Genomic DNA, 24,209 nt, shown 5'->3' on the forward strand with positions numbered 1-24,209 from the left:
TCTCGCTTAATCCATGCAATCGACCGGGTCCGTCCCGGTTAGTTTTATTTAATCCTCCAAAAGCGTGCGTGCCCGATGGCGCTGCCACCGACGGTTTGACGCATCGGGTATGATTGCCCTCTTTTTACATCGGGGGTGTCATGGCCAAGGCCAAACGCATGTACGGCTGCACCGAGTGCGGTTCGACGTTTCCCAAATGGGCCGGCCAGTGCAGCGAATGCGGTGCCTGGAATACCCTCGTTGAAACCGTGATCGACAACAGTACGGCGGCTGCGCCCAGCGGTCGTTCCGGCTGGACCGGCCAGCAGGCGCAGATCAAAACCTTGGCGGAAGTCAGTGTTGAAGAAATCCCGCGTTTTTCCACCAACTCCACTGAGCTGGACCGCGTTCTCGGCGGCGGCCTGGTGGATGGCTCTGTGGTGTTGATTGGCGGCGACCCCGGCATCGGCAAATCGACCATTCTGTTGCAGACCCTCTGCGCCATCGCCGAGCGCATGCCGGCGCTGTACGTCACTGGCGAAGAGTCGCAGCAGCAGGTCGCGATGCGCGCCCGTCGGCTTGGCTTGCCCCAGGACAAACTGCGGGTCATGACCGAGACCTGCATCGAAACCATCATTGCCACGGCGCGCATCGAGCAGCCGAAGGTCATGGTGATCGATTCGATTCAGACTATCTTCACCGAACAACTGCAATCAGCGCCCGGCGGCGTATCCCAGGTTCGCGAGAGTGCCGCGTTGCTGGTGCGATACGCCAAGCAGAGCGGCACCGCGATCTTTCTGGTCGGCCACGTCACCAAAGAAGGCGCGCTGGCCGGGCCTCGGGTGCTGGAGCACATGGTCGATACCGTGCTGTATTTCGAAGGCGAGTCCGATGGCCGCCTGCGTTTGCTGCGTGCGGTCAAAAATCGCTTCGGCGCCGTCAACGAATTGGGCGTCTTCGGCATGACCGACAAAGGCCTGAAAGAAGTCTCGAACCCCTCGGCGATCTTTCTCACACGTGCGCAGGAAGAAGTCGCGGGCAGCGTGGTCATGGCCACATGGGAGGGCACCCGGCCGATGCTGGTCGAAGTGCAGGCGCTGGTCGATGACAGCCACCTTTCCAACCCGCGTCGCGTGACCTTGGGGCTGGATCAAAACCGGCTGGCCATGCTGCTGGCGGTACTGCACCGCCACGGCGGCATCCCTACCCATGACCAGGATGTGTTTCTCAACGTCGTGGGCGGGGTGAAAGTGCTGGAAACCGCTTCCGACCTGGCCTTGATGGCCGCCGTCATGTCCAGCCTGCGCAACCGGGCGCTGCCGGGAGACTTGCTGGTGTTTGGCGAAGTAGGCTTGTCCGGCGAAGTGCGCCCTGTGCCGAGCGGTCAGGAGCGACTCAAGGAAGCGGCCAAGCACGGCTTCAAACGCGCCATCGTGCCCAAGGGCAACGCCCCGAAAGAGTCGCCGCCGGGCCTGACGGTGATTGGCGTGACTCGCCTGGATCAAGCACTGGACGCGTTGTTCGAGTAAGGACAGCGCGTTCTATAGATGTATGAGTGCGCCCAGCTCACGCTCCAGTTCATCGTGATCGGCAATATTGAGTTCGATCAGTCGACGCAGGTGCGTCACTGAATCGAGCTCGATGTGCTTGCAGACAAACCCCAGGTGATTGTGATCATCGTGGGTCAGCTGCACTTCCATCACGACATCAATACCGTCCTGCAACTCAATGTCGACCATGAAGCGTTCATCGGGATCACCCTCCCAGGGTGACGGCTTTTCGATCAGCAGCCCCTTGAGCGAGAGGTCGATCAGCTGAACCGTCCAGGTTTTGCCGCCTTGTGTGAGTTTCGTTTTCGCGTCGAATGCAACACGTTTGAAGCGACGACGTTCATTGTGGTTCTCGGTCATTACGCTACTACTCCTTCAGCGCCTGAAGCGCCCGCTGCGTTGACTATAGGACAAATATCGCGCTAGACCATCGTGGGGGTAGCCTTTCGCTCCGGCGGCGCTAAACTCCGCTTGCTGAACAACAATAAGTCCACTCAGTTGGAAACAAAAAAAATGAAAAACAATAATGGTCTGCTGCGCCACGTGCCCTGGCTGATTGTTGCGATCCTTGGGGCCTGGGCTCTGGGAGTGGTTGCATTGCGTCGCGGGGAGGCGATCAATGCACTCTGGATTGTGGTCGCCGCAGTGGCCATTTATCTGGTCGCTTATCGCTATTACAGCCTGTTCATCGCAACCAAGGTCATGCAACTCGACCCGACCCGGGCCACCCCCGCGGTGCTCAAGAACGACGGGCTCGACTACGTTCCCACCAATAAACACATTCTCTTCGGTCACCACTTCGCTGCCATTGCCGGCGCCGGTCCGTTGGTCGGTCCGGTGCTCGCCGCGCAGATGGGCTATCTGCCCGGCACGCTGTGGCTGATCGCCGGCGTCGTGCTGGCGGGTGCGGTTCAGGACTTCATGATCCTGTTCCTGTCCACGCGCCGTAACGGTCGCTCCCTGGGCGACATGGTGCGCGAAGAAATGGGCCGCATACCCGGCACCATCGCGTTGTTCGGCTGTTTCCTGATCATGATCATCATCCTCGCGGTGCTGGCGCTGATCGTCGTCAAGGCGCTGGCCGAGAGCCCATGGGGCATGTTCACGGTCATGGCGACGATTCCGATCGCGATGTTCATGGGCATCTACATGCGCTTCATCCGCCCGGGCCGTATCGGCGAGATCTCGGTGGTGGGCGTCGTGCTGTTGCTGCTGTCGATCTGGGTCGGTGGTCTTGTGGCAGCGAGTCCTGAGTGGGCGCCGATGTTCACCTTCACCGGCGTGCAGATCACCTGGATGCTGGTCGGTTACGGTTTTGTCGCAGCCATGCTGCCGGTCTGGCTGGTGTTGGCGCCTCGCGACTACCTGTCCACGTTCCTCAAAATCGGCACCATCATCGCGCTGGCGATCGGCATCCTGATTCTTGCGCCTGAGCTGAAAATGCCTGCGCTGACGCAGTTCACCGACGGCACCGGTCCGGTCTGGAAAGGCACCCTGTTCCCGTTCCTGTTCATCACCATTGCCTGTGGCGCCGTCTCCGGTTTCCACGCGCTGATTTCTTCGGGCACCACGCCGAAGCTGCTGGATAACGAAGTCAACGCCCGTTACATCGGTTACGGCGGCATGCTCATGGAATCGTTCGTGGCGATCATGGCCATGGTTGCGGCCTCGGTCATCGAGCCAGGCGTGTACTTCGCGATGAACAGCCCGGCGGCCATCGTCGGCTCCGACGTCGCTTCGGTCGCGCAGATGGTCAGCAGTTGGGGTTTCCTCATCACCCCGGATCAATTGACCGCTGTGGCGAAGGACATCGGCGAAAACACCGTGCTGGCCCGTGCCGGTGGGGCACCGACTCTGGCGGTGGGTATCGCGCAGATCCTGCACCAGGCCTTCCCGGGTCAGAACACTATGGCGTTCTGGTACCACTTCGCGATTCTGTTTGAAGCGCTGTTCATCCTGACGGCAGTCGATGCCGGTACCCGTGCCGGCCGCTTCATGCTGCAGGACCTGCTGGGCAGTTTCGTGCCTGCGCTGAAACGCACCGAGTCCTGGACCGCCAACGCCATCGGTACCGGTGGTTGCGTCGCGCTGTGGGGGTATCTGCTGTATCAGGGCGTGATCGATCCGCTGGGCGGGATCAACACGTTGTGGCCACTGTTCGGTATCTCCAACCAGATGCTCGCGGGTATCGCGCTGATGCTGGCGACGGTTGTGCTGATCAAAATGAAGCGTCAGCAGTACGTCTGGGTCACCATCCTGCCGGCTTCATGGCTGCTGATCTGCACCGTGACCGCAGGCTTCATCAAGCTGTTCGACCCGAGCCCTGCGGTAGGCTTCCTGGCGCTGGCGAAGAAATACAGCGCGGCGGCAGACGCCGGTCAGGTGCTGGCCCCGGCCAAGACCATGGATCAGATGCAGCATGTGATCTTCAACGCGTACACCAACGCCACCCTGACCACGCTGTTCCTGTTCGTGGTCCTGAGCATTCTGTTTTATGCGTTGAAGGTCGGTCGGGCGGCGTGGGTCAAGAAAGAGCGTACCGACAAGGAATCGCCGTTCCAGGCTTTCCCGGAAACCCACTGAGTGCGCTGTAACGCGAGGAGCTGCCTATGTTCAACGATCTGAGTCGCCTGGGTAAGTATCTCGGTCAGGCCGCTCGCCTCATGGTGGGCATGCCGGATTACGACAACTACGTTGAGCATATGCAGAAGACTCACCCGGACAAGCCGGTGATGTCCTACGAGGCGTTCTTTCGGGAACGCCAAGACGCACGTTACGGCGGAAAGGGCGGGCCCAAGTGTTGCTAATGATGTGACCTTTGGTCATATGGAGTGAGCTTGCTCGCGATGCGCTGATTCAGTCGCCGCTGTACTGACTGACATTTCGAATCGCCAGCAACTTCACTCCTGTTTTTTTTCAGCGAATCGAGGTCTTTTTTTTGTTCACACCTATCCCCGTCACGATCCTCAGCGGCTTTCTCGGCGCCGGCAAAACCACTCTGCTGCGCCATCTGCTCAAAGAAGAGCACGGCCTGAAGATCGCCGTGATCGAGAACGAATTCAGTGACGCCGGCGTCGACACCCAGTTGCTGGGCGACGAGCCCGTGCAGGTGATGACCCTGTCCAACGGCTGCGTCTGCTGCACCATTCACACCGACCTCACCAAAGCGCTGTATCTGCTGCTGGAACGCCTCGACAGTGGCGAGATCGCCTTCGATCGGCTGGTCATCGAATGCACCGGCCTGGCAGACCCCGCACCGGTGGCGCAGACCTTCTTCATCGACGAGGAGCTGCGCGAGCGCTACATCCTCGACGGCATCATCACGCTGGTTGACGCGGCCCACGCCGACACGCACCTGGAGCAGACCATCGCCCAGGCGCAGATCGGCTTTGCAGATCGTCTGCTGGTGAGCAAGACCGATCTGGTGGATGAGGCGGCCTTCAACGCACTAAGCGAGCGACTGACCCGCATCAACCGACGTGCGCCGATCCGTGTGGTCGAGCACGGCAAGATTGATCTGGCCGAGTTGCTGGATGTGCGCGGCTTCAACCTGAACGCTGACATCGGCGGGATGACCCTACGCCCGGCGGCTCCGGCAGGCCGCTCCATCGACCGCATCAGCAGCCTGGTCCTGCGCAGTGACCAGCCGCTGGATATCGACAAGCTCAGCACCTTCATGAACGAGCTGCTGGAAGAGCACGGCAAACAACTGCTGCGCTACAAAGGCGTGCTGAATATCGCCGGCGAAGACCGCAAATTGGTCTTTCAGGGGGTGTTGAAGCTGTACGGGTTTGATTTCGATGTGGAGTGGGCGGATGGCGAAAAGCGCGAAAGCGTGATCGTGTTCATTGCCGATGAACTGCCGGGAGAGAAGATCCGGGCGGGGTTTGCAAGCGTTGCTGCAGATTAGATATCGCGTGCGGGAATGGTCCGTAAGACGAGCTATGCCGCCTGCGTAGGACCGTTCCGAATCGTACTTTCAGCCCCCCTCCCTACGCTTCTAAACCCTACATCCCGTCCCTATCCTTGCTGGATCTGAAGTCAAGCAAGGACGGGCAGCCTCATGTCCAAGCCCTACGTGTTCATCAATGACCGCATACAAACCTATTTCACGCTCAAGGCTCGGGTCGGCGGTAGCGCAAAGTTTGATGTGCTGAATGTGCATATTCGCAATGTGGTGGTTATGCCGGGCCAGCTGGTGATTGTCAGCGACGGTTCGATGGGCAGCCTCACGGCAGAAGAAACCGAGCTGATGAACCTGGCGCGGAACGTCCATCGACAGGTTAAAGGCTCGGGCAGCGAACTGATCAAGAACTACGACCTGATGCAGAACATGCTCAATTACGGATCGCTGGGCGTCGGCGCCGCCACAGGCAGTTGGAGTAAACACCTTAACGGCGTGCAGAAAACCCTCGAAGAAATCGAGCGGCTGTACAAGCTGTCGCTGTCCCGCGGGACGCCCATTGCCCGGCAGGAATTCATCAATCAACGGCGAGTGCTATTTGCCAGGCTGGATGTTCAGCTGGAAGGTATCGCCCGCTGGGGGACCGGGTTGACTAAAATAGGCCCACTGAAAAAGATGCTGGGGCTATCGACCAAAAGTTATCTGCGCACCGGGGAGATACAGGGCTACGCCGCGCGAATTGCGAAGATCGCCAAGGTGGCGAAGTTGCTGAAGCATGGGACGGCGGTTGGGATTGGGTTGAATATCGCATCAACCGCGCTTGAGATTAAGGAAGCTTGCTCGACCGGGCGGGAGGAAGTATGTCGACGGGCTCATTATGTTGAAGGCTCAAAGTTAGTGGGGGGCGTGCTACTCGGACTTGCCGGGGGGGAAGTGGGGGCAGTAGCCGGGCCGGTGGTGTGTCTGGCTGTGTTTGGTGCGCCTACCTTGGGGCTAGCTGCTTTAGGTTGCGGAATTATTGCCGGCGGGGCTTTAGCCTATGCAAGCGGCACAATGGGCGAAGCAGGTGGCGAACTTCTTGGGGAGAAGCTCTACGAATGGACACCCTGATTTCATACGACGCGGCTATTTGGTTGACGCTGATAGAATTCGTTTTGATCTTCATCCACTTGGTCTCGTCTCATATCTTTTTCTTGAAATACATGGAGCGCATTGAAGATTATCTTTCCGACATCGAGATGATCGGCTTACATGCAGACTATTACGGTGATACTTGGCTGGGCCGAAGAATGCGCGAGTCGTTCATTACGATGATCTTGATCATGCCGGGTGCATTTAAAAAGCAGGAAGTCATTCCACCGTACAAGCTTCAGAAGCTTCCTGGCCACTTTCGGTTCTGGATCAAATTTTTCTTTTATTCCGCGATAGTTCTTCTTTCTGCAATGACCGTGCTCTACCTGCGTCTAAAGCAGGGAAGCGTGTAGCCAGTTCTTGATTGAAAGACCATCGAAATCTCAGCCCTAACTCCTGATGACTTGCGCCTCTTCGACGTAGACAAGAAGCAGATACGAGGAGACAGCCCCAACAAAAAGCCCGGCTAACAAGCCGGGCTTTTCACATCAACCAACCGCTATCAAGCGCCGTAAACCGGCAGCTTGGCGCAGATGGCCTGGACCTTCTCACGTAAGGCGTTGATCACCGCTTCGTTGTTCAGGTCTGCCAGGATGTCGCAGATCCAGCCGGCCAATTCCTTGCACTCTGCTTCCTTGAAGCCGCGAGTGGTCACGGCCGGGGTGCCGAAGCGCAGGCCGGAGGTGACGAACGGGGAGCGTGGATCGTTGGGCACCGAGTTCTTGTTCACGGTGATAAACGCTTTACCCAGTGCGGCATCGGCGTCTTTGCCGGAGATGTCCTGCTTGATCAGCGACAGCAGGAACAGGTGGTTTTCAGTACCGCCGGAGACCACGTCGAAACCGCGCTCGATGAACACGCCGGCCATGGCCTTGGCATTTTTCACCACTTGTTCCTGGTAGGTCTTGAACTCAGGCTGCAGTGCTTCCTTGAAGCAGATTGCCTTGGCCGCGATGACGTGCTCCAGAGGACCGCCCTGGCCACCCGGGAAGACAGCGGAGTTCAGCTTCTTCTCGATGTCGGCGTTGGCGCGCGCCAGGATCAGGCCACCGCGCGGGCCGCGCAGGGTTTTGTGGGTGGTGGTGGTAACGACGTCAGCGAAGGGGACCGGGTTCGGGTAAACGCCTGCAGCGACCAGACCGGCTACGTGCGCCATGTCGACGAACAGGTAGGCGCCGACTTTGTCAGCGATTGCGCGAAAACGCGGGAAGTCGAGGATCTGCGAGTAGGCAGAGAAACCGGCGACAATCATCTTCGGTTTGTGCTCGACGGCCAGACGCTCGACTTCGTCGTAATCGATCAGGCCGTTGCCGTCGATGCCGTACTGAACGGCGTTATACAGCTTGCCCGACGAAGAAACGCTGGCGCCGTGGGTCAGGTGACCGCCGTGGGCCAGGCTCATGCCCAGGATGGTGTCGCCAGCATTGAGCAGCGCCAGATATACCGCGCTGTTGGCTTGGGAGCCTGCGTGTGGCTGGACGTTGGCGTAATCGGCGCCGAACAGTTGCTTGGCGCGATCAATGGCCAGTTGCTCGACGATGTCGACGTATTCGCAGCCACCGTAGTAACGCTTGCCTGGGTAGCCTTCAGCGTATTTGTTGGTGAGAACCGAGCCCTGGGCTTCCATGACTGCCGGGCTGGTGTAGTTCTCCGAGGCGATCAGCTCGATGTGATCTTCCTGACGCTTGGCTTCCTGTTCCATGGCGGCGTACAGGTCGGCGTCGTACTTGGCGATGGTCAAATTGCGGCTGAACATGGCGGTCCTCGGGGATCGGGCAGTAGAAAAGGGGGGCATTCTAACCCATCAGGTTTTATCTGGCATATGAAAGCGGGTCATGTGCGTGATGAGCGCTGTGCAAGGCTAGCCTCAAGCCGCAAGCTGAATGCGCCGGGGCTTTGCTTGTAGCTTGCTGCTTGAAGCTTGCCGCTGCTAATCAAGCATAAACAGCGCATCGTTGCTGAACTGCGCTTCGAACCGCGTCGCCGGCATGGGGCGGCCGAACAGGTAGCCCTGCACTTCATCGCAGTCGTGTTCACGCAGAAACTCCAGCTGCTCGTGGGTTTCCACGCCCTCGGCAATCACCGACAGATTGAGGCTATGGGCCATGGCGATGATTGCCCGGGCGATTTGCGCGTCCTGTTCGCCGGACGGCAGGCCATCGACGAACGTGCGATCAATCTTCAACACGTCGATGGGGAACTGCTTCAGGTAATTCAGCGACGAGTAGCCGGTGCCGAAGTCATCGACTGCGATGCTCAGGCCCAGCCGCTTGAGCCCGGCCAGAATCTGCATGGCTTCGCTCACCTCACGCATCAGGATGCTCTCGGTCAATTCCAGCTCGAGGCAGGCGGGCGGCAGGCCGATTTCCTGCAGAATACCGGCGATGCGCGTGCCCAACTGGCCGTCCGAAAACTGCCGTGCAGAAATGTTGACCGACACCTTCGGCACGCGGACACGCGCCAGATGCCACTCGCGCAACTGGCGGCACGCCTCCTTGAGCACCCACTCGCCGACCTCGACCACCAGCCCGAGCTCCTCGAGCACCGGGATGAATTCCACCGGCGGCACCAGGCCGCGACGCGGGTGACGCCATCGCAGCAAGGCCTCGGCGCCGGTCAGACGTTTGCCGTCGCCACTGAACTGCGGTTGGTAATACAGCGTGAACTCGCCCTGCTCCAGGGCATGGCGCAGGTCACTTTCCAGCTCCAGACGCTCAAGGGCGGTGGCGTTCATGTCGGCCTGATAAAACTGGAAGTTGTTCTTGCCGCGTTCCTTGGCGTGGTACATCGCCGTGTCGGCGTTCTTCATCAACTGGCTGAGTTCGTTACCATCCTGCGGGCTCAGCGCGATGCCGATACTGGCCGTGACGAAGAACTCGCGGCCCTCCAGCACGAAGGGTTTCACCAGGCTGGCAAGAATCTGTTCGGCCACATGAATCGCCCGGTTCAGCGCGGCCTGTTGGGTGGGGCGAGGTTGCAGCAGCAGGGTGAATTCGTCGCCGCCCATGCGCGCAACAGTGTCGTCTTCGTCGACGCATCCAAGCAGGCGCAAGGCCATTTCCTTGAGCATGCGGTCGCCGGCGGCGTGGCCCAACGAGTCGTTGATCGGCTTGAAGCGATCGAGGTCGAGGAACATCAACACCACCCACGTGTGTTGACGCTCGGCATGTTGCAACGCGCTGTGCAAACGGTCCTGAAACAGCGTGCGGTTGGGTAGATGCGTCAGTGCGTCGTAATAAGCCAGCCGATGGATGCGCTGCTCGCTCGCCTTGCGTTCGCTGATGTCGCTGAAGAAGCACACGTAGCTGGCCAAGTCGCCTTCATCGTCGAGCACGGCGGTAATCCCGACCCATGCCGGGTAGTGCTCGCCGTCGCGACGCTTGAGCCACAATTCACCCTCCCAACTGCCGCGCTGGCTCAGCTGTTTGAGGATGTAACCCAGGTGCGCTGCCTGCTGATTTTCGACGGTCAGCATCATCGGCAGTTGATCCAGCACCTGCGACATGGCGTAGCCACTGACCCGCGTAAAGGCGTCGTTGGCCTGCACGATATAACCCGCAGGGTCAGTGATCAGAATGGCCGACGTCGAGTGTTCGAATACCGTGGCCGCCATGCGCAGGTCTTTTTCGGCGCGCCGCTGCTGACTGACATCACGTGCTACGCCCAGAACGCCTTCAAAAGTTCCGGATTCATCCCACACCAGAACCAGACGCAGCTCCACAGGAATCTTGCGGCCATCCGCGCGCAGGCAATCGAACAGGAACAATTGCGTAGGGATCTCGCTGCGCAGGTCCGCCAGCGCTTCGGGCTTTTTCAGCGCTTTACTGATCCGCTGCAGCAGCGCATAAAAGCCGCTGAGCTGCTGCGGGTTGGCGATGATCGCCTTCCAGCCATTCTGCAGAATCCACTCGGCGCTGTAACCCAGCACCGTATTGACCGAGGGGCTGATGTAGTTGGCTAGCAAAAGGCGATCGGTCGAGAAAATGACGTCGCTGATGCTCTCTGCCAGCATCCGGTAACGCTGCTCGCTTTCGCGCAGGGACTGGCTGGCGTCCACTTGATCGGTGATGTCCTTGGCGACGCCGACAATGCGTCGGATCTGACCGTCACTGTCCGCCGCCAGCGCCTGTTCACGGATCTCGAAACGACGCCAGTCGCCGCGTCGGGTGCGGAACCGCAGCTGGCACTGGATCAGGTCGCTGCGGCCATGCTCGGTGCGTACAAGGCGCAACTGCTCATACGCACCGATATCGTCCGGGTGCAGCAGCGTTTCCCAGAAAAGCTCGCCCATCTCATCCAGCTCGGCCGCCTCATAGCCCAGGGCGAGGCCCAGGTTATGGTTGCTGTAAATGATCCGCCGCGTCACCGCATCCAGAACGCAAAGATAATCCGGGACGGTACGCACGACATCCGACCAGAACTGCTCCCGCTCCTGCAGCGACAGCTCGGCCTGCTTGCGGTTGGTGAAATCGCTGATGCTGAGAATGACGGCATTCAAGTCTTCGAGCTGCTCGGGCAGGCGCATGACCAGCCACACGTGTTGGTCACCGCCCTGCGCACCAGGGAGCAGAATTTCGAGCTCCAGCTGACGTTGCCCGTCGAGGACGGCCTGGAGTATCTGCAGACCGATGCCGTTTCGGGCGCGAGGGCAGCCTTCGATCAGTTGCTGCCAGACATGCTGTGCCGATTCTGCGCGCAACAGTTGAGCGGCGACCTGATTGACCTCGGTGATGCGCAACTGCTGAAGCAGGCCGCTGATTTGCTCGGGCTGGCTGATCAGGCGCGCGTTCAGTTCTTCGCCGCTGTTCACTTGCAGGTGCCTGAGATGAGCCGGCAGACCGGAGAGGTCCAGTACGCATAGCGCAACGCCGGTGCCTTCAAATATGTCTTTGTAGCGGCGACGGCTTTGATGCAACTGAAGTTGCCGGCGGCGCAGGCTGCGCAGCGCAAACAACGGAATGATGGAACAGAACAGGGCGAGCAGGCATTTCCCGATCAGCGGGAAGAGCAGCGTCTGGCGGGCTTTCTGCGGGTCGAACAAGCCGCGCAGTTGCCAGTCGCTGTGGGCCAGGGGTTGCAGCAGCACTGTCTGCAATTGACGCTCGGTGGACTGATCGGCATCAAGCAGGTTTTTGTAGAGGGGGCGGCGATTGCTGATGTCTTCCAACAGCCAGACGGGCTGGTAATCCAGATCGCTCTGGCGGGTCAGGGATTTCAGTAGTTCAGGTCTAAGCCGCAGCGCCCAGTAGCGTTCATTGCCGGCGCCGGGCTGACGGATGAACAGATAGAACGTCGCTGCCCCCGGGTCGTTGGCATAAAAGTGTGGGTGACCCTGAATGACCGAATGCATCTGGGTCAAAAAGCCTACGTCACGGGTCTCGCCATCGCTGTCGGCGGTGACATTCCCATCGCTGTCGAGCCAGACCAGGCTTTTCACTGCTGGCATGGACTGACGCAGACTCGCCAGCACTGCCGCTGATTCGTCTGCGGATTGCGAAGGGTCGCGTGCTCCGTCCAGCACATTCAGCGCGACCTGCGCGTTGAGGGCCATGTTCAGGCTCAACCGGTCGGCGAGCTGCACGCTGTAGTCGATGCTGCGCTTGTGCTGACGTTCCTGAGACTGCTGGAACTGTTCGATCATCTGCCATAACAACAGCATCAACATCATCAGGACCAGGACCGCGAGCGCACCTCTGAGCACGCCTCGCAAAGGCACGGTCGTTGCGCTATCGGATGGGCGCAGGGGTGAGATGGGGGTCGGTTTGAGCAAACTGTGATCCTGACTACTGGACTGAATCAGCATGTGCGAAACGCACTATAAGCCCGGTGCGCAAAAGGCGGCTAGCATGCCACCGAGCTGTGGCTAAGTGCCAGCGCTAATGGGCCGGACGGTTTGCCCTGTTGCGTGCATTCGGGTAGCTTTGCGCCACGCGCGACGCGCCGGTTTCTGCACGGCATGCTTGCATGATTCAAAAGGCCTGCAAGCATTGCTCCAGCTTTAGTGCCGGCCCTCGGAAGTTTGTCCCTGCCGCGCCGGTCTGGCTCTGATCAATTCAAGGCCCGGAATCGCGCTACGGCAAGTTGCGGCGCGAAGATAAACGCATTTTTTGCGACGCAGCACCAAGCTCGCGCCTTTATTCACAGTCTCACTCCAGGTTTTCATTCCATGGCTCAATACGTTTTTACCATGCATCGGCTGAGCAAAGTTGTTCCGCCGAAGCGGGAAATCCTGAAAAACATCTCCCTCTCGTTTTTCCCCGGCGCCAAGATCGGCGTCCTCGGCCTCAACGGTTCGGGTAAATCCACACTGCTGAAAATCATGGCCGGCGTCGACACCGAGTTTGACGGCGAAGCGCGCCCGATGCCTGAGCTAAACATCGGCTACTTGCCGCAGGAGCCGCAGCTCGACCCAACCAAGACCGTACGTGAAGTGGTCGAAGAAGCGGTCAGCGTCATTAAGGACGCTCAAACGCGTCTGGACGAAGTCTATGCCGCTTACGCCGAGCCGGACGCTGATTTCGACAAGCTGGCGGCCGAACAGGCAAAGCTCGAGTCGATCCTGCAGGCCAGCGATGGCCACAATCTTGAGCGCCAGCTGGAAGTCGCCGCCGATGCGCTGCGTCTGCCAGCCTGGGATGCCAAGGTCGAACACCTGTCCGGTGGTGAGAAACGCCGCGTGGCTCTGTGCCGCCTGTTGCTGTCCGCCCCCGACATGCTGCTGCTCGACGAACCGACCAACCACCTGGACGCCGATTCCGTCGCCTGGCTCGAGCATTTCCTGCACGATTTCCCGGGCACCGTGGTTGCGATCACGCACGACCGGTACTTCCTCGACAACGTCGCCGGCTGGATTCTGGAACTCGACCGCGGCGCCGGCATTCCGTACGAAGGCAACTATTCCGGCTGGCTTGAAGCCAAGTCCGACCGTCTGGCGGCCGAATCCAAGCAGCAGTCGGCCCATGAAAAGGCCATGAAAGAAGAGCTCGAGTGGGTCCGTAAAGGTGCCAAGGCGCGCCAGTCGAAATCCAAGGCCCGTCTGCAACGCTTCGAAGAGCTTCAGTCTCAGGAATTCCAGAAGCGCAGCGAAACCAACGAGATCTACATCCCGGCCGGTCCGCGTCTGGGCGACAAGGTCATCGAATTCAAAAACGTCACCAAGGGCTACGGCGATCGCGTGCTGATCGACAACCTGTCGTTCTCCATGCCTAAAGGCGCCATCGTGGGTGTGATCGGCGGTAACGGCGCCGGTAAGTCGACATTGTTCCGCATGCTGATGGGTAAGGAGCAACCCGACTCTGGCTCCATCGAAGTCGGCGAGACCGTGCAACTGGCGTGCGTCGATCAGAGCCGCGACGATCTGGACGGCAGCAAGACCGTGTTCGCGCAGATTGCCGACGGCTCCGATCAGATCAAGATCGGCAACTACGAAATCCCTTCGCGCACCTATGTCGGCCGTTTCAACTTCAAGGGCGGCGATCAGCAGAAGTTCGTGAAGGACCTGTCTGGCGGTGAGCGCGGTCGTCTGCACCTGGCGCTGACGTTGAAGGAGGGTGGCAACGTCCTGCTGCTCGACGAACCGTCAAACGACCTCGACGTTGAAACCCTGCGTTCCCTCGAAGAAGCCCTGTTGGACTTCCCGGGCGCCGCCATTGTGATCTCTCACGATCGGTGGTTCCTTGACCGCGTGGCGACTCACATCCTCGCGTACGAAGACGATTCCCAAGCCGTGTTCTTCGAAGGCAACTACACCGAATACGAAGCCGATCGCAAGAAACGCCTCGGCGATGCAGCCGCGCAGCCGCACCGCGTGCGTCACAAGAAACTGGCCTGATTCGGGTTGGTGGCATAAAAAAACGGAGCCTTCGGGCTCCGTTTTTTGTGTCTGACTGATTGTCAGTCGAGTGAGTCAGTCGCCAGCCTCAATGCGTATGACCTCAATGACTGCATCGCCGACCGGCCGCTGCCAGGTGACTTCGTCTCCGACCTTGGCGCCCAGCAATGCCTTGCCTAGCGGCGACGCCCAGTTGATCAGTTGACTGCCCGCATCGGCCTGATCCTCGCCGACCAACTGCACGCGTTGTTCGACATTGTCCTCGTCGGCAAAAGTTACCCAACTGCCAATCTGAACCTTGTCATCTGACGCGCTGCTGACCACTTGGGCGCTCTGCAGGCGCTGGTTGAAATAACGCAAGTCGCGCTCGATTTCGGCCATGCGCTGCTTGTCTGCCTCATCACCCCGGGCGTTCTGTTCGCTGTATTGCGCTTGCAGTTGCTCAACCTGATCATGCAATTGATCGAGGCCGCGCTGGGTGACGTAATTGGTCTGGACGCTGATCTGCCGTTCAACCGGCGGGTCGATTTGCGCGGCGGCGTTGTCTTTGTTGACGAAGGCGCGACTCATGGCGGGGCTCCTGTTCATGGCTTAGTCACATTGGGCCATGGTGGGTGCCCGATAGTTTCACCCGTTATGCAGACGCAACTGGCGTTCAATGAGAGCGGTAGGCTTTGGCGGCGTCCTGGGTCCTTTGATGGTCCCAGTCGCGGTCGCGGTCATTCCAGATGCTGTCGCGGCCCTGATCCTGAACATTGCTGTTGGCAAGTTGGGCCTGGCACTGACGAAATCCGTCTGACCAGCCTTGTGCGTACAAGGTGTCACGCAGATAGCGAGGCACGTCCTTTTTGAATTGCCCTTTGATCACGTCGATGGACTGCCGCCCGCTTCCGCACCCATCCTGAAAACCGTCAGCGAATGCCGGTGGGTAACCTTCGGCCAATAGCTGGTCGTGGGTAGACTGACATCCGGCGACAACGACAACGCACCACAGCACAACCCATCGCGCATTCATTTTGATTTCCTCACTGCTTGAGAAAAGTTTAGAAGCGCTTCTGTGAGTTATTGGTAAAAACGCTGTAGGAAATCCATTAACCGATGCTCGGTGACGTGCAATAAGTTCCCCCTTTTTCACCCCGCGACGACGTATTGAAAAAACGTCCGGTAATTTTTCTGTGAGCGGGCCGCGCTGATTCAAGGTTGTTAAACTGTCGCGCTGCGCAAAACCGTTTAGGAAGATTGATGAACCTCAGAACGATTCTGATCCTCGGCGCACTCAGCGCCTTTGGCCCGTTGGCCATCGACTTTTACCTGCCAGGTTTCCCGGCTATCGCTTTGGCATTCGGCACGGACGAGAAACACGTTCAGCTGACCCTGGCCTCTTATTTCCTCGGCCTGAGCATCGGCCAACTCGCCTACGGCCCGATTGCCGATCGCTTCGGCCGTCGGATCCCGCTGTTGTTTGGCGTCGGCTTGTTCACCCTCGCATCGCTGGCGTGCGCCCTGGCGCCTTCTCTTGAATGGCTGATTGCTGCCCGCTTTGTACAGGCGTTGGGGGGATGTGCCGGTATGGTGCTGTCGCGGGCGATCGTCAGCGACAAATGCTCACCGGTTGACTCGGCCAAGGTGTTCTCGCAATTGATGCTGGTCATGGGCCTGGCGCCGATTCTGGCCCCGATGCTCGGCGGGCTGTTGGTCAACGTCGTGGGTTGGCAGGCCATCTTCCTGACCTTGACGGTGTTCAGCGCACTCACTGCAGTGGCGGTTTTCAGGGGCTTGCCGGAAAGCATGCCGGCCGGCCATCCGCGACTGCCCCTCTCGGGCGCGCTCGGGTCGTACTGGAACCTGCTGGGCGACCGGATCTTTCTGGGCCACGCGCTCACTGGCGGCATCGCGATGGCCGGGATGTTTTCCTACATCGCAGGTTCTCCCTTCGTTTTCATCAAGCTCTACGGCGTCCCGGCGGAACACTACGGCTGGTTGTTCGGCATCAACGCTGCCGGGTTCATCCTCATCGCCCAGGTGAACGCTCGACTCGTCGGGCGCTATGGTCCGGCATGGTTGCTGTCGCGGACTGTCTGGATCTATCTCGCTGCCGCCCTTGTGCTGCTGACCATCGCCTCCCTGCACACCGAAAAGCTGTGGCCGCTGCTGATTCCGCTGTTCATCTATATCGCCAGCCTCGGCTGCATCATTCCCAACGCTTCGGCGTGCGCGATGAGTGGGCAGGGCAAACGTGCGGGCAGCGCGTCGGCCTTGTTGGGGTGCTTGCAGTTCAGTGTCGCTGCGGGCGCGGCAGCGCTGGTGGGCGTACTGCATGACGGAACGGCCGTGCCAATGGCGACCGTTATTACGCTGTGCGGCGTTCTGGCTGTGACGCTTTCGGTTGTTACACGCCGGGCGCAGCAGAAGCGAGATGCGCCGACTCCCCACGCGGATGTGCGGATCTAATCGACGTCGGCAACGTTAACGCGTTGCCGATATTCACCGGGTTTAAGGCGTACCTGTACAAGCATGTTCAGCCTGTTGAAAAGAGCGTGTTATATACAGCCGTTTACTACTTCGGAATTGGAAACTTCTTACAGCGGTTAAAAACTCTTAACTTGGTCTCGTGCTGGATCGAGAGAACTTCACTTCTGGCACGTCCCTTGAGCAGCTTATTTTCTTGAAGTCCTCAGGAGTTTTCAGTGTAGGCAATCGCCCTGGCGCCGAATTCACGAACGGCTACTGTCCGCGCAAATGCCCGTCCTTCAAGGGGCTACGGCTATCCGGCTGAGTCTGCGTAGCATGGGGTCTGCCGGATTGTGCTGAACATTTGCCAATACGGCCCACAAACAAAGGGCTAAGCAATGGACAAGTTGATCCGCCGATCGGCCGCAGGTCTTATACTAAGCGCCGTCATGGATCCGATTTAATTCTTGTCATCTATCTGTATTGCTCGGGCGAAACTATCTGTATGACCTGCAAGTTCCAGTAATCAGAGTTTGTATGACGTGATTTAAATCAATGTCTGCTTTCGCCGTAAACACCGATGATGGTTCACCACAGCAATGGCCCGGCGCTTTCAATTGATTACGCCCGTGATTACGCGCCAAGCCACACCAGGCCAAGCCAACGCTTCGACCTGCGCACCGGTGCCGGGCCGCTTAGATAATGTTCAACAGGGAGTGAAGACATGGAATATGTACCTTGCATCAGCCAGATCGCTGCATTGCTCGCCGACCCTAAACGCAGCGCGATCGTGTGGGCGCTGATGGACGGAACATCGCGGGCGGCCAATGAGGTAGCCTCGCTAGTGGGTCTTTCCACTTCTTCTGCCGGTGCACACTTGGCGCGCCTTGCCGCTGGCGGATTGCTGCGCCATGAAGTCCGCGCCCGCAAACGGTATTTCAGGCTGGCCGCTCCGGAAGTCCGGACTGCGGTCCAGGCGCTGGTCAGTGCGTCCATGGTCAGCGCGGATCTGATCAGCCGCAGCATGGCGCAACCGTTGCCGCCCCTTCCGTTGTGCCGCGCCAGTGTCTGCGCGGATCATCTTGGCGGCGAAATGGGTGCGGAGCTGTATTTGAGGATGCTGGGCGCGGGCTGGATCGAACAATCCGAACACCGGCTGGAAGTCACCAGCGTCGGCATCTCGCGCTTTGCCGAACGGGGGATTTTCATTCCCGCGCTGGCCCACAGACGACGCGAAGCCGTGTGCGCCTGTGTTGACTGTCATGAAAGCAGCCCACACCTCGGCGGCGCATTGGGGGCCGGGCTTTTGCAGTTGTTTATGCAGCTGGGTTGGCTGAGGACGACCGAGGAGGCGTCCACGTTGCAGGTCTCATCCAATGGTCAGCGAGAAATCAGCAAAATCGCCTCGGCGGCGTGATGCTCCCAGAGGGAGCTGGGCGTGTGGAGCAGAGCATCCACACGCGGTTGCTGGTCAAGGGGCGTGTTTGATCAGGGCTTGATCAGACGGGCATCGAGGCTGTTTTGCGCCAGACGTCTGGCCTGATCCTGGGTCATGCCCAGATGGGTGTGCAGCGCGTGGAAGTTCTCGGTCACGTAGCCACCGAAGTACGCCGGGTCATCGGAGTTGACGGTCACTTTCACGCCGCGCTCAAGCATGTCGAGAATGTTGTGCTGACCCATGTGCTCGAAAACGCAGAGCTTGGTGTTGGAAAGCGGGCAGACCGTCAGGGGGATTTGCTCATCGATGATGCGCTGCATCAGGCGCTCGTCCTCGATGGCGCGCACGCCGTGATCGATACGCTGGATCTTCAGCAAATCCAGTGCTTCCCAGATGTACTCCGGCGGACCTTCTTCACCTGCGTGGGCAACGGTCAGGAAGCCCTCACCGCGAGCACGGTCGAAGACGCGCTTGAACTTGCTCGGCGGATGGCCCATTTCCGAGCTGTCCAGGCCGACGGCGACGAAGGTGTCGCGGTAGGGCAGGGCCATGTCGAGGGTCTTCTGCGCTTCGTCTTCGCTCAAATGGCGCAGGAAGCTCAGGATCAGGCCACTGCCGATGCCGAGTTTTTCCTTGCCGTCTTTCAAGGCGCCGGCGATGCCGTTAAGCACGACTTCAAAAGGAATACCGCGGTCGGTGTGGGTCTGAGGGTCGAAGAACGGTTCGGTGTGAATGACGTTCTGCGCCTTGCAGCGCTCCAGGTAAGCCCAGGTCAGGTCGTAAAAGTCCTGCTCGGTACGCAGCACGTCGGCGCCGCGGTAATACAGGTCGAGAAACTCCTGCAGATTATTGAACGCGTAGGCCTTGCGCAGGGTTTCGACGTCCGCCCAGGGCAGGGCGATCTTGTTGCGCTCAGCCAGAGCGAACAACAGTTCCGGCTCTAGCGAGCCCTCCAGATGCAGGTGCAGTTCTGCCTTGGGCAGGGCGTTCAACCAGTCGTACATGGGCTTTGTCTCGTAAGGTGCAATGGCGGGCATTCTACAGAGTCAGACGCGCGGGCTGAATAAAACCTGACCGGACGGTTCACACGCTGCTTTGGCTTGCATTGCCACCGGTCCTGGCAGCGAGGCCCAGCAGTCGCAGGCGTTTTCGGTGTCTGAATATCCGGAACACAGACCGGTAAATGGCAATTTGTTGCGGTGGCGCGACGATGTGTCGCGACCCGCTGCTACCCTGTCTTGAAACCTTTGTTTACATCGATACTCTCAAGCGCTTCAGTAAATTTCACTTCATGGATGTGCGGCCAGGGTCGCAAGGGGCTAAAAGGCAGCGATGGGCACGATTCTCAAGCAGGAAAAGTTTCTACTACTGGCGGTCATTGCGACCTTTTTCGCGTACTTCTACGAGCACCAATTGCTCAGCAACGGAAACACCGTCGCGCTGATAGCGGGTATCGCCCTGGTGGGCTTCATCATCTGCGCCTCGCTGCGGGTGGCTCACCACGCCGAACTGTTGGCGGAGAAGGTCGGTGATCCCTACGGCACGATGATTCTGACGCTGTCAGCGGTGCTGGTCGAGGTCGTGATTCTGGCGATCATGATGAGCAACGAACCTTCACCTACGCTGGTACGGGACACCATCTACTCGGCTGTGATGCTCGACATCAACGGGATTCTGGGTCTCGCCGCATTGATGGGCGGCCTCAAGCACGGTGAACAGTCCTACAACGATGACTCCGCGCGGTCTTACAGCGTGATGATTCTGACTGCCATGGCGGTGTCGATGGTGGTGCCTGAATTCATTCCGGAAGGGAAGTGGAAGCTGTATTCGGCTTTCACCATCGGCGCGATGATTCTGCTTTATGCACTGTTCCTGCGAATGCAGGTCGGGCCGCACAGCTACTTCTTCAGCTACAGCTACCCGGACAAGAAGCGCCGCAAGGGTGAGGCCGAGGAAGCGCACGAGCCAGTCAACCTGACGCGCTCGATCGCGACGCTGGTCTTCGGTGTGGTGGTTATTGGCGCGTTGGCCGAGGTCATGTCGAAAACCGTTGATCTGGGTCTTGAAGGCAGCGGCGCGCCGCCTGTCATGACGGCGATTCTGGTGGCGGCCATTTCGGCAGCGCCGGAGATCCTGACCGCACTGCGAGCCGCGCTGGCCAACCGCATGCAGTCGGTGGTCAACATCGCCCTCGGTGCCTCGTTGTCGACGGTGATCCTGACCGTACCTGTCATGGAAGGCATGGCGCTATACAGCGGCCAGGCGTTCCAGATGGCGATGACGCCGGTGCAGACCGTGATGATTTTCGTCACCCTGCTGGTCTGCGCCATCAACCTCAACGACGGCGAGACCAACGCCATCGAAGGCATGACGCATTTCGTGCTGTTTGCCACCTTCATCATGCTGTCGTTGATGGGGCTATAACCTGGGTTCGCTTTAACCCGGCAGCGGGGGAGTCGGCAGTTTTACTTCCCCACTGCTGTAATGGCCCATCAGCCCCTGATCAATTCCGCAGCCGCTTGGCGATGATCTGCAATCAGCCCCTTCAGATCGAGCCCTTCGACCTGACCGTCAATCACCCGCCATTTGCCGCCGATCATCACCTGATCTGCGCGATCAGCGCCGCACAGCAGCAACGCTGAAATCGGATCGTGACTGCCGGAGAAGCGCAACTCGTCCAGCTTGAACAGCGCCAGATCAGCCTGTTTACCCACGGCCAACTCGCCGATGTCATGCCGGCCCAGCAATTGCGCCGAGCCCTTGGTCGCCCAGCCTAACGCCAGCTCCGGCGTGATTTTTTCCGCCCCGTAGCGCAACCGCTGCAGGTACAACGCCTGCTTGGCTTCAAGCATCATGTTCGAGGCGTCATTTGACGCAGAACCGTCGACCCCCAGACCGATCGGCGCGCCTGCGGCAAGCAGGTCCAGCGTGGGGCAGATGCCTGACGCGAGGCGCATGTTCGAACTCGGACAATGACAGACCCCGGCGCCCGCCCGGCCGAGGCGCGTGATCTCTTCGCTGTTGAAATGAATGCCGTGGGCCAGCCAGGTGCGAGGGCCGAGCCAGCCGACGCTGTCCAGATAATCCACCGTGCGCAGGCCGAAGCGCTGCAGGCAGAAGTCCTCTTCGTCGAGAGTCTCAGCCAGATGCGTGTGCAGACGCACGTCGTGTTTTTCGGCAAGGGCCGCGCTTTCGGCCATGATCTCGGTCGTCACCGAAAACGGCGAGCACGGCGCCAGCGCGATCTGAATCTGGGCGCCGTCACCCCGCTCATGATAGGTCTCGATCAGCCGCACGCTGTCATCGAGAATCACCTGGCCCTGCTGGACGGTTTGCTGGGGTGGCAGGCCGCCGTCTGCCTCGCCCAGGGTCATCGAACCCCGCGTCAGCATTGCGCGCATGCCCAGCTCGCGAACACTTTCCACCTGCACATCGATGGCGTCTTCTAGACCCTGCGGGAACAAATAATGGTGGTCGGCGGCGGTGGTGCAGCCCGACAGCAGCAACTCGGTCAGGGCGACCTTACTGGCCAGTGCGAGTTTTTCCGGCGTTAGCCGCGCCCACACCGGGTACAGGGTTTTCAGCCAGGGGAACAACGGCTGATTGACCACCGGGCCCCAGGCGCGGGTCAGGGTTTGATAGAAGTGGTGGTGCGTGTTGATCAGGCCAGGGAGCAGGACATGCCCGCGTGCATCGAATACGTGATCGCAAGGCTGTGTAGGCTGTTGTCCCAGCGGGAGCATCTCAACGATAACCCCGCCTTCGACCACCAGGCCGCCGCGAGCATCGAGATCATTGGCCGTGAAAACGGCAAGGGGATTTTTCAACCAGGTACGGATCGCGGGCATTGGCCGGCTCCTCTGAAAGTGGGTTCAGGTCGCCAGCTCAGTGTTGCCCTGTCTGCTGATCCAGGGTCGCCGCAGCATCGAACGCGCTGCGAGGCGAGGGCGGATTCTAGAGTGTTGCGGCGGGTGTGGGCAAGTCACGACAGCTCATACTGCCGCGACTTGCATCGCGATCACCAGGGAATCGTCTCACCCTTGTAGTTTACAAAGTGGTGACCACCTTTCCCTGCAAATCGCTCAAGCTGCTCGACAATCCCGCGCACGCTGGTTTCGACGTCAATGTCAGCGCCTTCACCGCCCATCGCCGTACGGACCCAACCCGGATGCATCGACAGCACGGTGGGTTTGTTCTCGCCCAGCTGCGTCACGAAAGTATTGGTCATTGAGTTCAGCGCGGCTTTGCTGGCTTTGTACAACGCCATCTCCGGCGCGTCCGGCATGGTGACGCTGCCGAGCACCGAGCTCATGAACGCGATCACGCCAGTCTCGGAACGGATCTGGTCGACGAAGCGTTTGGCCAGGCGGATCGGCGCGACGGAGTTGGTGAGAAACAGCTGACCCAGTTCGCCAGCGGTGGCGTCGGTGGGGTTCGGATGCATCGGGCCCATCACGCCGGCGTTGACGAACAGCAGGTCATACGTCTGGCCCTTGAGGTTGTGGGTGAGCACTTCGAGGGACGATTGCTCATCGATGTCCAGTGTCTGCAACTGGACATTCGGCAGTGCTTTCAGCTCGTCGGCCTTCTGGGCATCGCGGACAGTGGCGGTGACTTCCCAGCCGAGTTCCGCGAGACGTTTCACCAGTCCAAGGCCAAGGCCGCGCGAAGCGCCGATGATCAGGGCTGTTTTAGGGGTGGACATTGAAATGACTCCTGTACAGACAAACGAAAAATTTCACTCAATGGGTGGACATCGCCACGTGTCGAGAATTTTGTTTCCTGAAGCGCTGTTTTGCCGTGAGGCGCATAAGTTAGCGGCAGAGGATGACAGAGGCTGACGACATATGTGAGGGGACGTTTCCGATATGAATGTCAGGCAAATAGGATGGCGCACGCTCAATCCTGCCACGATGTGTGTCTGTATAAAAAACATCCAGCTCACCCAACACTCCGTGGATTCAGCAGCCCGCGAAGGCTTGCACGGGTTATCCACAGAATGCTCCACAGCTAATGTGGGTAGTTGTGGATTGGTAATGGAAGCCGCTCGAAAGGAGTGCCACGTTGGCATAAATGGCGCTAACGTCCTGTTTTATCGCTGGATTTACCCACAGCACAGTGTTTTGGCTAAAAAGTGATCAACCTTCGCAAAGCCATATGGATCAAGGCCTGCGACGGGGTATGCTCAGCTTGTCCACAGGCGGATGCACAGTAGATGTGGGCAAACGCCACAGCCGGTTACAGCCGTCGCGTTCGCTCGCAGGACCGGCTTTAGCGGGGAAGGCGTCGATCTGTCCGTGGGTTGATTACTGCGGCGGCTGCAACACGATTCGTCCGCGACTGATGTCGGAAAGCTGGCGCTGAAGGGTTTCAATCTGCTCGGGAGCCAGGGCAATCGAGAGCGTGACACCGTTGGCGTTGAAGCGCTCTTCCTCCACAAGACCGTTTAGCTCGGCCACTCGCAGCTTTATCAGCACCAGCTCGCTGAAGCTGCAGTCGAATTGCAGCGACACGCGATTGATCAGCGGCACTCGATCGGCCTGCTGCAGGCATTTGTTGGCGCCTCCGCCATAGGCCCTCGCCAGCCCGCCGGTGCCCAGTTGAATCCCGCCATACCAGCGAATGACGAGCACGACGACCCGATCAAAATCCTGGGCATCAATGGCTGCGAGTATCGGTCGTCCCGCGGTGCCGCCTGGTTCGCCGTCGTCGTTGCTGCGGTACTGCGCGCCCAGCTTCCAGGCCCAGCAATTGTGCGTGGCGTCGAGATCACTGTGTTGCTCGATAAACGCTTGAGCATCGGCAGGCGTGTCGATGGGCGCTGCGAGAGTTATAAAGCGGCTCTTGCGAATCTCTTCTCGAAACTCGCAGGGGCCGGTGAGCGTAGAAGGCATTGAAGTTCCAGACTGCGTTTGGCTTTCAGGG

General features: G+C 59.4%; 19 protein-coding genes. 10 read left to right on the top strand and 9 right to left on the bottom strand.

Annotated features, from left to right (window positions below; all coding sequences use genetic code 11):
• The first annotated feature begins 140 nt into the window (after window positions 1-140).
• Window positions 141-1,508, top strand: coding sequence for a DNA repair protein RadA (gene radA / locus AC07RO_RS20955; protein ID WP_074888638.1), 1,368 nt, complete (start codon window positions 141-143; stop codon window positions 1,506-1,508).
• A 12-nt stretch (window positions 1,509-1,520) separates the two neighbouring features.
• Here radA and AC07RO_RS20960 read toward each other — a convergent pair whose 3' ends face one another.
• Window positions 1,521-1,889 (bottom strand): PilZ domain-containing protein, encoded by a 369-nt coding sequence (locus tag AC07RO_RS20960; RefSeq protein ID WP_495086966.1) that lies wholly within the window; start codon window positions 1,887-1,889, stop codon window positions 1,521-1,523.
• A gap of 153 nt (window positions 1,890-2,042) precedes the next feature.
• Between AC07RO_RS20960 and AC07RO_RS20965 the strand changes: the two genes are divergently transcribed.
• The 5 genes from AC07RO_RS20965 to AC07RO_RS20985 all read left to right on the top strand — a co-directional run bounded on the left by AC07RO_RS20965 (window position 2,043) and on the right by AC07RO_RS20985 (window position 6,917).
• Window positions 2,043-4,112: a carbon starvation CstA family protein gene (locus AC07RO_RS20965; protein ID WP_192173254.1), complete on the top strand. Its 2,070-nt coding sequence runs from the start codon at window positions 2,043-2,045 to the stop codon at window positions 4,110-4,112.
• 26 nt (window positions 4,113-4,138) lie between these two features.
• Window positions 4,139-4,336, top strand: a complete 198-nt coding sequence (locus tag AC07RO_RS20970; protein WP_065987541.1) for a YbdD/YjiX family protein — start codon at window positions 4,139-4,141, stop codon at window positions 4,334-4,336.
• Window positions 4,337-4,467: 131 nt separating this feature from the next.
• Window positions 4,468-5,439 carry a GTPase gene (yjiA, locus tag AC07RO_RS20975; RefSeq protein WP_495086967.1) on the top strand — a complete coding sequence of 324 codons (972 nt, stop codon included), beginning with the start codon at window positions 4,468-4,470 and terminating at the stop codon, window positions 5,437-5,439.
• 153 nt (window positions 5,440-5,592) lie between these two features.
• A complete protein-coding gene (locus AC07RO_RS20980; protein ID WP_495086968.1) occupies window positions 5,593-6,543 on the top strand; it encodes a hypothetical protein in 951 nt (316 codons plus the stop codon).
• Entirely contained in the window at window positions 6,531-6,917 is a 387-nt protein-coding gene (locus tag AC07RO_RS20985) for a hypothetical protein (protein WP_192173252.1), read from the top strand. The genes AC07RO_RS20980 and AC07RO_RS20985 overlap by 13 nt, the downstream gene beginning before the upstream one ends.
• Before the next feature lie 149 nt (window positions 6,918-7,066).
• Here AC07RO_RS20985 and glyA read toward each other — a convergent pair whose 3' ends face one another.
• Together glyA and AC07RO_RS20995 are read right to left on the bottom strand one after the other, a co-directional pair.
• Complete coding sequence (glyA, locus tag AC07RO_RS20990) at window positions 7,067-8,320, bottom strand: serine hydroxymethyltransferase (protein WP_495086969.1); 1,254 nt, start codon at window positions 8,318-8,320, stop codon at window positions 7,067-7,069.
• 174 nt (window positions 8,321-8,494) lie between these two features.
• The gene (locus tag AC07RO_RS20995; protein WP_495086981.1) at window positions 8,495-12,316 is read right to left on the bottom strand and encodes a sensor domain-containing protein; all 3,822 of its coding nucleotides are present in this window, start codon (window positions 12,314-12,316) and stop codon (window positions 8,495-8,497) included.
• A gap of 414 nt (window positions 12,317-12,730) precedes the next feature.
• Here AC07RO_RS20995 and ettA point away from each other — a divergent pair, with 414 nt between their 5' ends.
• Window positions 12,731-14,395 (top strand): energy-dependent translational throttle protein EttA, encoded by a 1,665-nt coding sequence (gene ettA, locus AC07RO_RS21000; RefSeq protein ID WP_495086970.1) that lies wholly within the window; start codon window positions 12,731-12,733, stop codon window positions 14,393-14,395.
• A 75-nt stretch (window positions 14,396-14,470) separates the two neighbouring features.
• On the opposite strand, the gene AC07RO_RS21005 is transcribed toward ettA, so the two are convergent.
• Entirely contained in the window at window positions 14,471-14,965 is a 495-nt protein-coding gene (locus AC07RO_RS21005) for a GreA/GreB family elongation factor (RefSeq protein ID WP_495086971.1), read from the bottom strand.
• An 85-nt stretch (window positions 14,966-15,050) separates the two neighbouring features.
• The gene (locus AC07RO_RS21010) at window positions 15,051-15,410 is read right to left on the bottom strand and encodes a hypothetical protein (RefSeq protein WP_282369669.1); all 360 of its coding nucleotides are present in this window, start codon (window positions 15,408-15,410) and stop codon (window positions 15,051-15,053) included.
• A 227-nt stretch (window positions 15,411-15,637) separates the two neighbouring features.
• Here AC07RO_RS21010 and AC07RO_RS21015 point away from each other — a divergent pair, with 227 nt between their 5' ends.
• Both AC07RO_RS21015 and AC07RO_RS21020 read left to right on the top strand, forming a co-directional pair.
• Window positions 15,638-16,846, top strand: a complete 1,209-nt coding sequence (locus AC07RO_RS21015) for a Bcr/CflA family multidrug efflux MFS transporter (protein WP_495086972.1) — start codon at window positions 15,638-15,640, stop codon at window positions 16,844-16,846.
• A gap of 724 nt (window positions 16,847-17,570) precedes the next feature.
• A complete protein-coding gene (locus AC07RO_RS21020) occupies window positions 17,571-18,263 on the top strand; it encodes an ArsR/SmtB family transcription factor (RefSeq protein ID WP_192173246.1) in 693 nt (230 codons plus the stop codon).
• A gap of 71 nt (window positions 18,264-18,334) precedes the next feature.
• Here AC07RO_RS21020 and AC07RO_RS21025 read toward each other — a convergent pair whose 3' ends face one another.
• Entirely contained in the window at window positions 18,335-19,288 is a 954-nt protein-coding gene (locus AC07RO_RS21025) for an adenosine deaminase (RefSeq protein ID WP_192173245.1), read from the bottom strand.
• Between the two features lie 328 nt (window positions 19,289-19,616).
• Here AC07RO_RS21025 and AC07RO_RS21030 point away from each other — a divergent pair, with 328 nt between their 5' ends.
• A complete protein-coding gene (locus AC07RO_RS21030; protein ID WP_282369664.1) occupies window positions 19,617-20,708 on the top strand; it encodes a calcium:cation antiporter in 1,092 nt (363 codons plus the stop codon).
• A gap of 68 nt (window positions 20,709-20,776) precedes the next feature.
• On the opposite strand, the gene AC07RO_RS21035 is transcribed toward AC07RO_RS21030, so the two are convergent.
• From AC07RO_RS21035 to AC07RO_RS21045, 3 genes are all read right to left on the bottom strand, one after another.
• Window positions 20,777-22,132 carry an 8-oxoguanine deaminase gene (locus AC07RO_RS21035; RefSeq protein WP_495086973.1) on the bottom strand — a complete coding sequence of 452 codons (1,356 nt, stop codon included), beginning with the start codon at window positions 22,130-22,132 and terminating at the stop codon, window positions 20,777-20,779.
• Window positions 22,133-22,302: 170 nt separating this feature from the next.
• Window positions 22,303-22,989 (bottom strand): SDR family oxidoreductase, encoded by a 687-nt coding sequence (locus AC07RO_RS21040; protein ID WP_495086974.1) that lies wholly within the window; start codon window positions 22,987-22,989, stop codon window positions 22,303-22,305.
• 601 nt (window positions 22,990-23,590) lie between these two features.
• Entirely contained in the window at window positions 23,591-24,178 is a 588-nt protein-coding gene (locus AC07RO_RS21045) for an IMPACT family protein (RefSeq protein WP_192173241.1), read from the bottom strand.
• Window positions 24,179-24,209 lie beyond the last annotated feature (31 nt).

Source organism: Pseudomonas sp. GW821-FHT07F05 (genome assembly GCF_059418765.1).

Coding starts and splice junctions, on each gene's coding strand:
- AC07RO_RS20970 (WP_065987541.1), top strand. CDS start 4,139: ATGTTCAACGATCTGAGTCGCCTGGGTAAGTATCTCGGTCAGGCCGCT.
- AC07RO_RS20960 (WP_495086966.1), bottom strand. CDS start 1,889: ATGACCGAGAACCACAATGAACGTCGTCGCTTCAAACGTGTTGCATTC.
- AC07RO_RS21030 (WP_282369664.1), top strand. CDS start 19,617: ATGGGCACGATTCTCAAGCAGGAAAAGTTTCTACTACTGGCGGTCATT.
- radA (WP_074888638.1), top strand. CDS start 141: ATGGCCAAGGCCAAACGCATGTACGGCTGCACCGAGTGCGGTTCGACG.
- glyA (WP_495086969.1), bottom strand. CDS start 8,320: ATGTTCAGCCGCAATTTGACCATCGCCAAGTACGACGCCGACCTGTAC.
- AC07RO_RS20980 (WP_495086968.1), top strand. CDS start 5,593: ATGTCCAAGCCCTACGTGTTCATCAATGACCGCATACAAACCTATTTC.
- AC07RO_RS21040 (WP_495086974.1), bottom strand. CDS start 22,989: ATGTCCACCCCTAAAACAGCCCTGATCATCGGCGCTTCGCGCGGCCTT.
- AC07RO_RS21035 (WP_495086973.1), bottom strand. CDS start 22,132: ATGCCCGCGATCCGTACCTGGTTGAAAAATCCCCTTGCCGTTTTCACG.
- ettA (WP_495086970.1), top strand. CDS start 12,731: ATGGCTCAATACGTTTTTACCATGCATCGGCTGAGCAAAGTTGTTCCG.
- AC07RO_RS20985 (WP_192173252.1), top strand. CDS start 6,531: ATGGACACCCTGATTTCATACGACGCGGCTATTTGGTTGACGCTGATA.
- AC07RO_RS21005 (WP_495086971.1), bottom strand. CDS start 14,965: ATGAGTCGCGCCTTCGTCAACAAAGACAACGCCGCCGCGCAAATCGAC.
- AC07RO_RS21025 (WP_192173245.1), bottom strand. CDS start 19,288: ATGTACGACTGGTTGAACGCCCTGCCCAAGGCAGAACTGCACCTGCAT.
- AC07RO_RS21015 (WP_495086972.1), top strand. CDS start 15,638: ATGAACCTCAGAACGATTCTGATCCTCGGCGCACTCAGCGCCTTTGGC.
- AC07RO_RS21010 (WP_282369669.1), bottom strand. CDS start 15,410: ATGAATGCGCGATGGGTTGTGCTGTGGTGCGTTGTCGTTGTCGCCGGA.
- AC07RO_RS20965 (WP_192173254.1), top strand. CDS start 2,043: ATGAAAAACAATAATGGTCTGCTGCGCCACGTGCCCTGGCTGATTGTT.
- AC07RO_RS21020 (WP_192173246.1), top strand. CDS start 17,571: ATGGAATATGTACCTTGCATCAGCCAGATCGCTGCATTGCTCGCCGAC.
- AC07RO_RS21045 (WP_192173241.1), bottom strand. CDS start 24,178: ATGCCTTCTACGCTCACCGGCCCCTGCGAGTTTCGAGAAGAGATTCGC.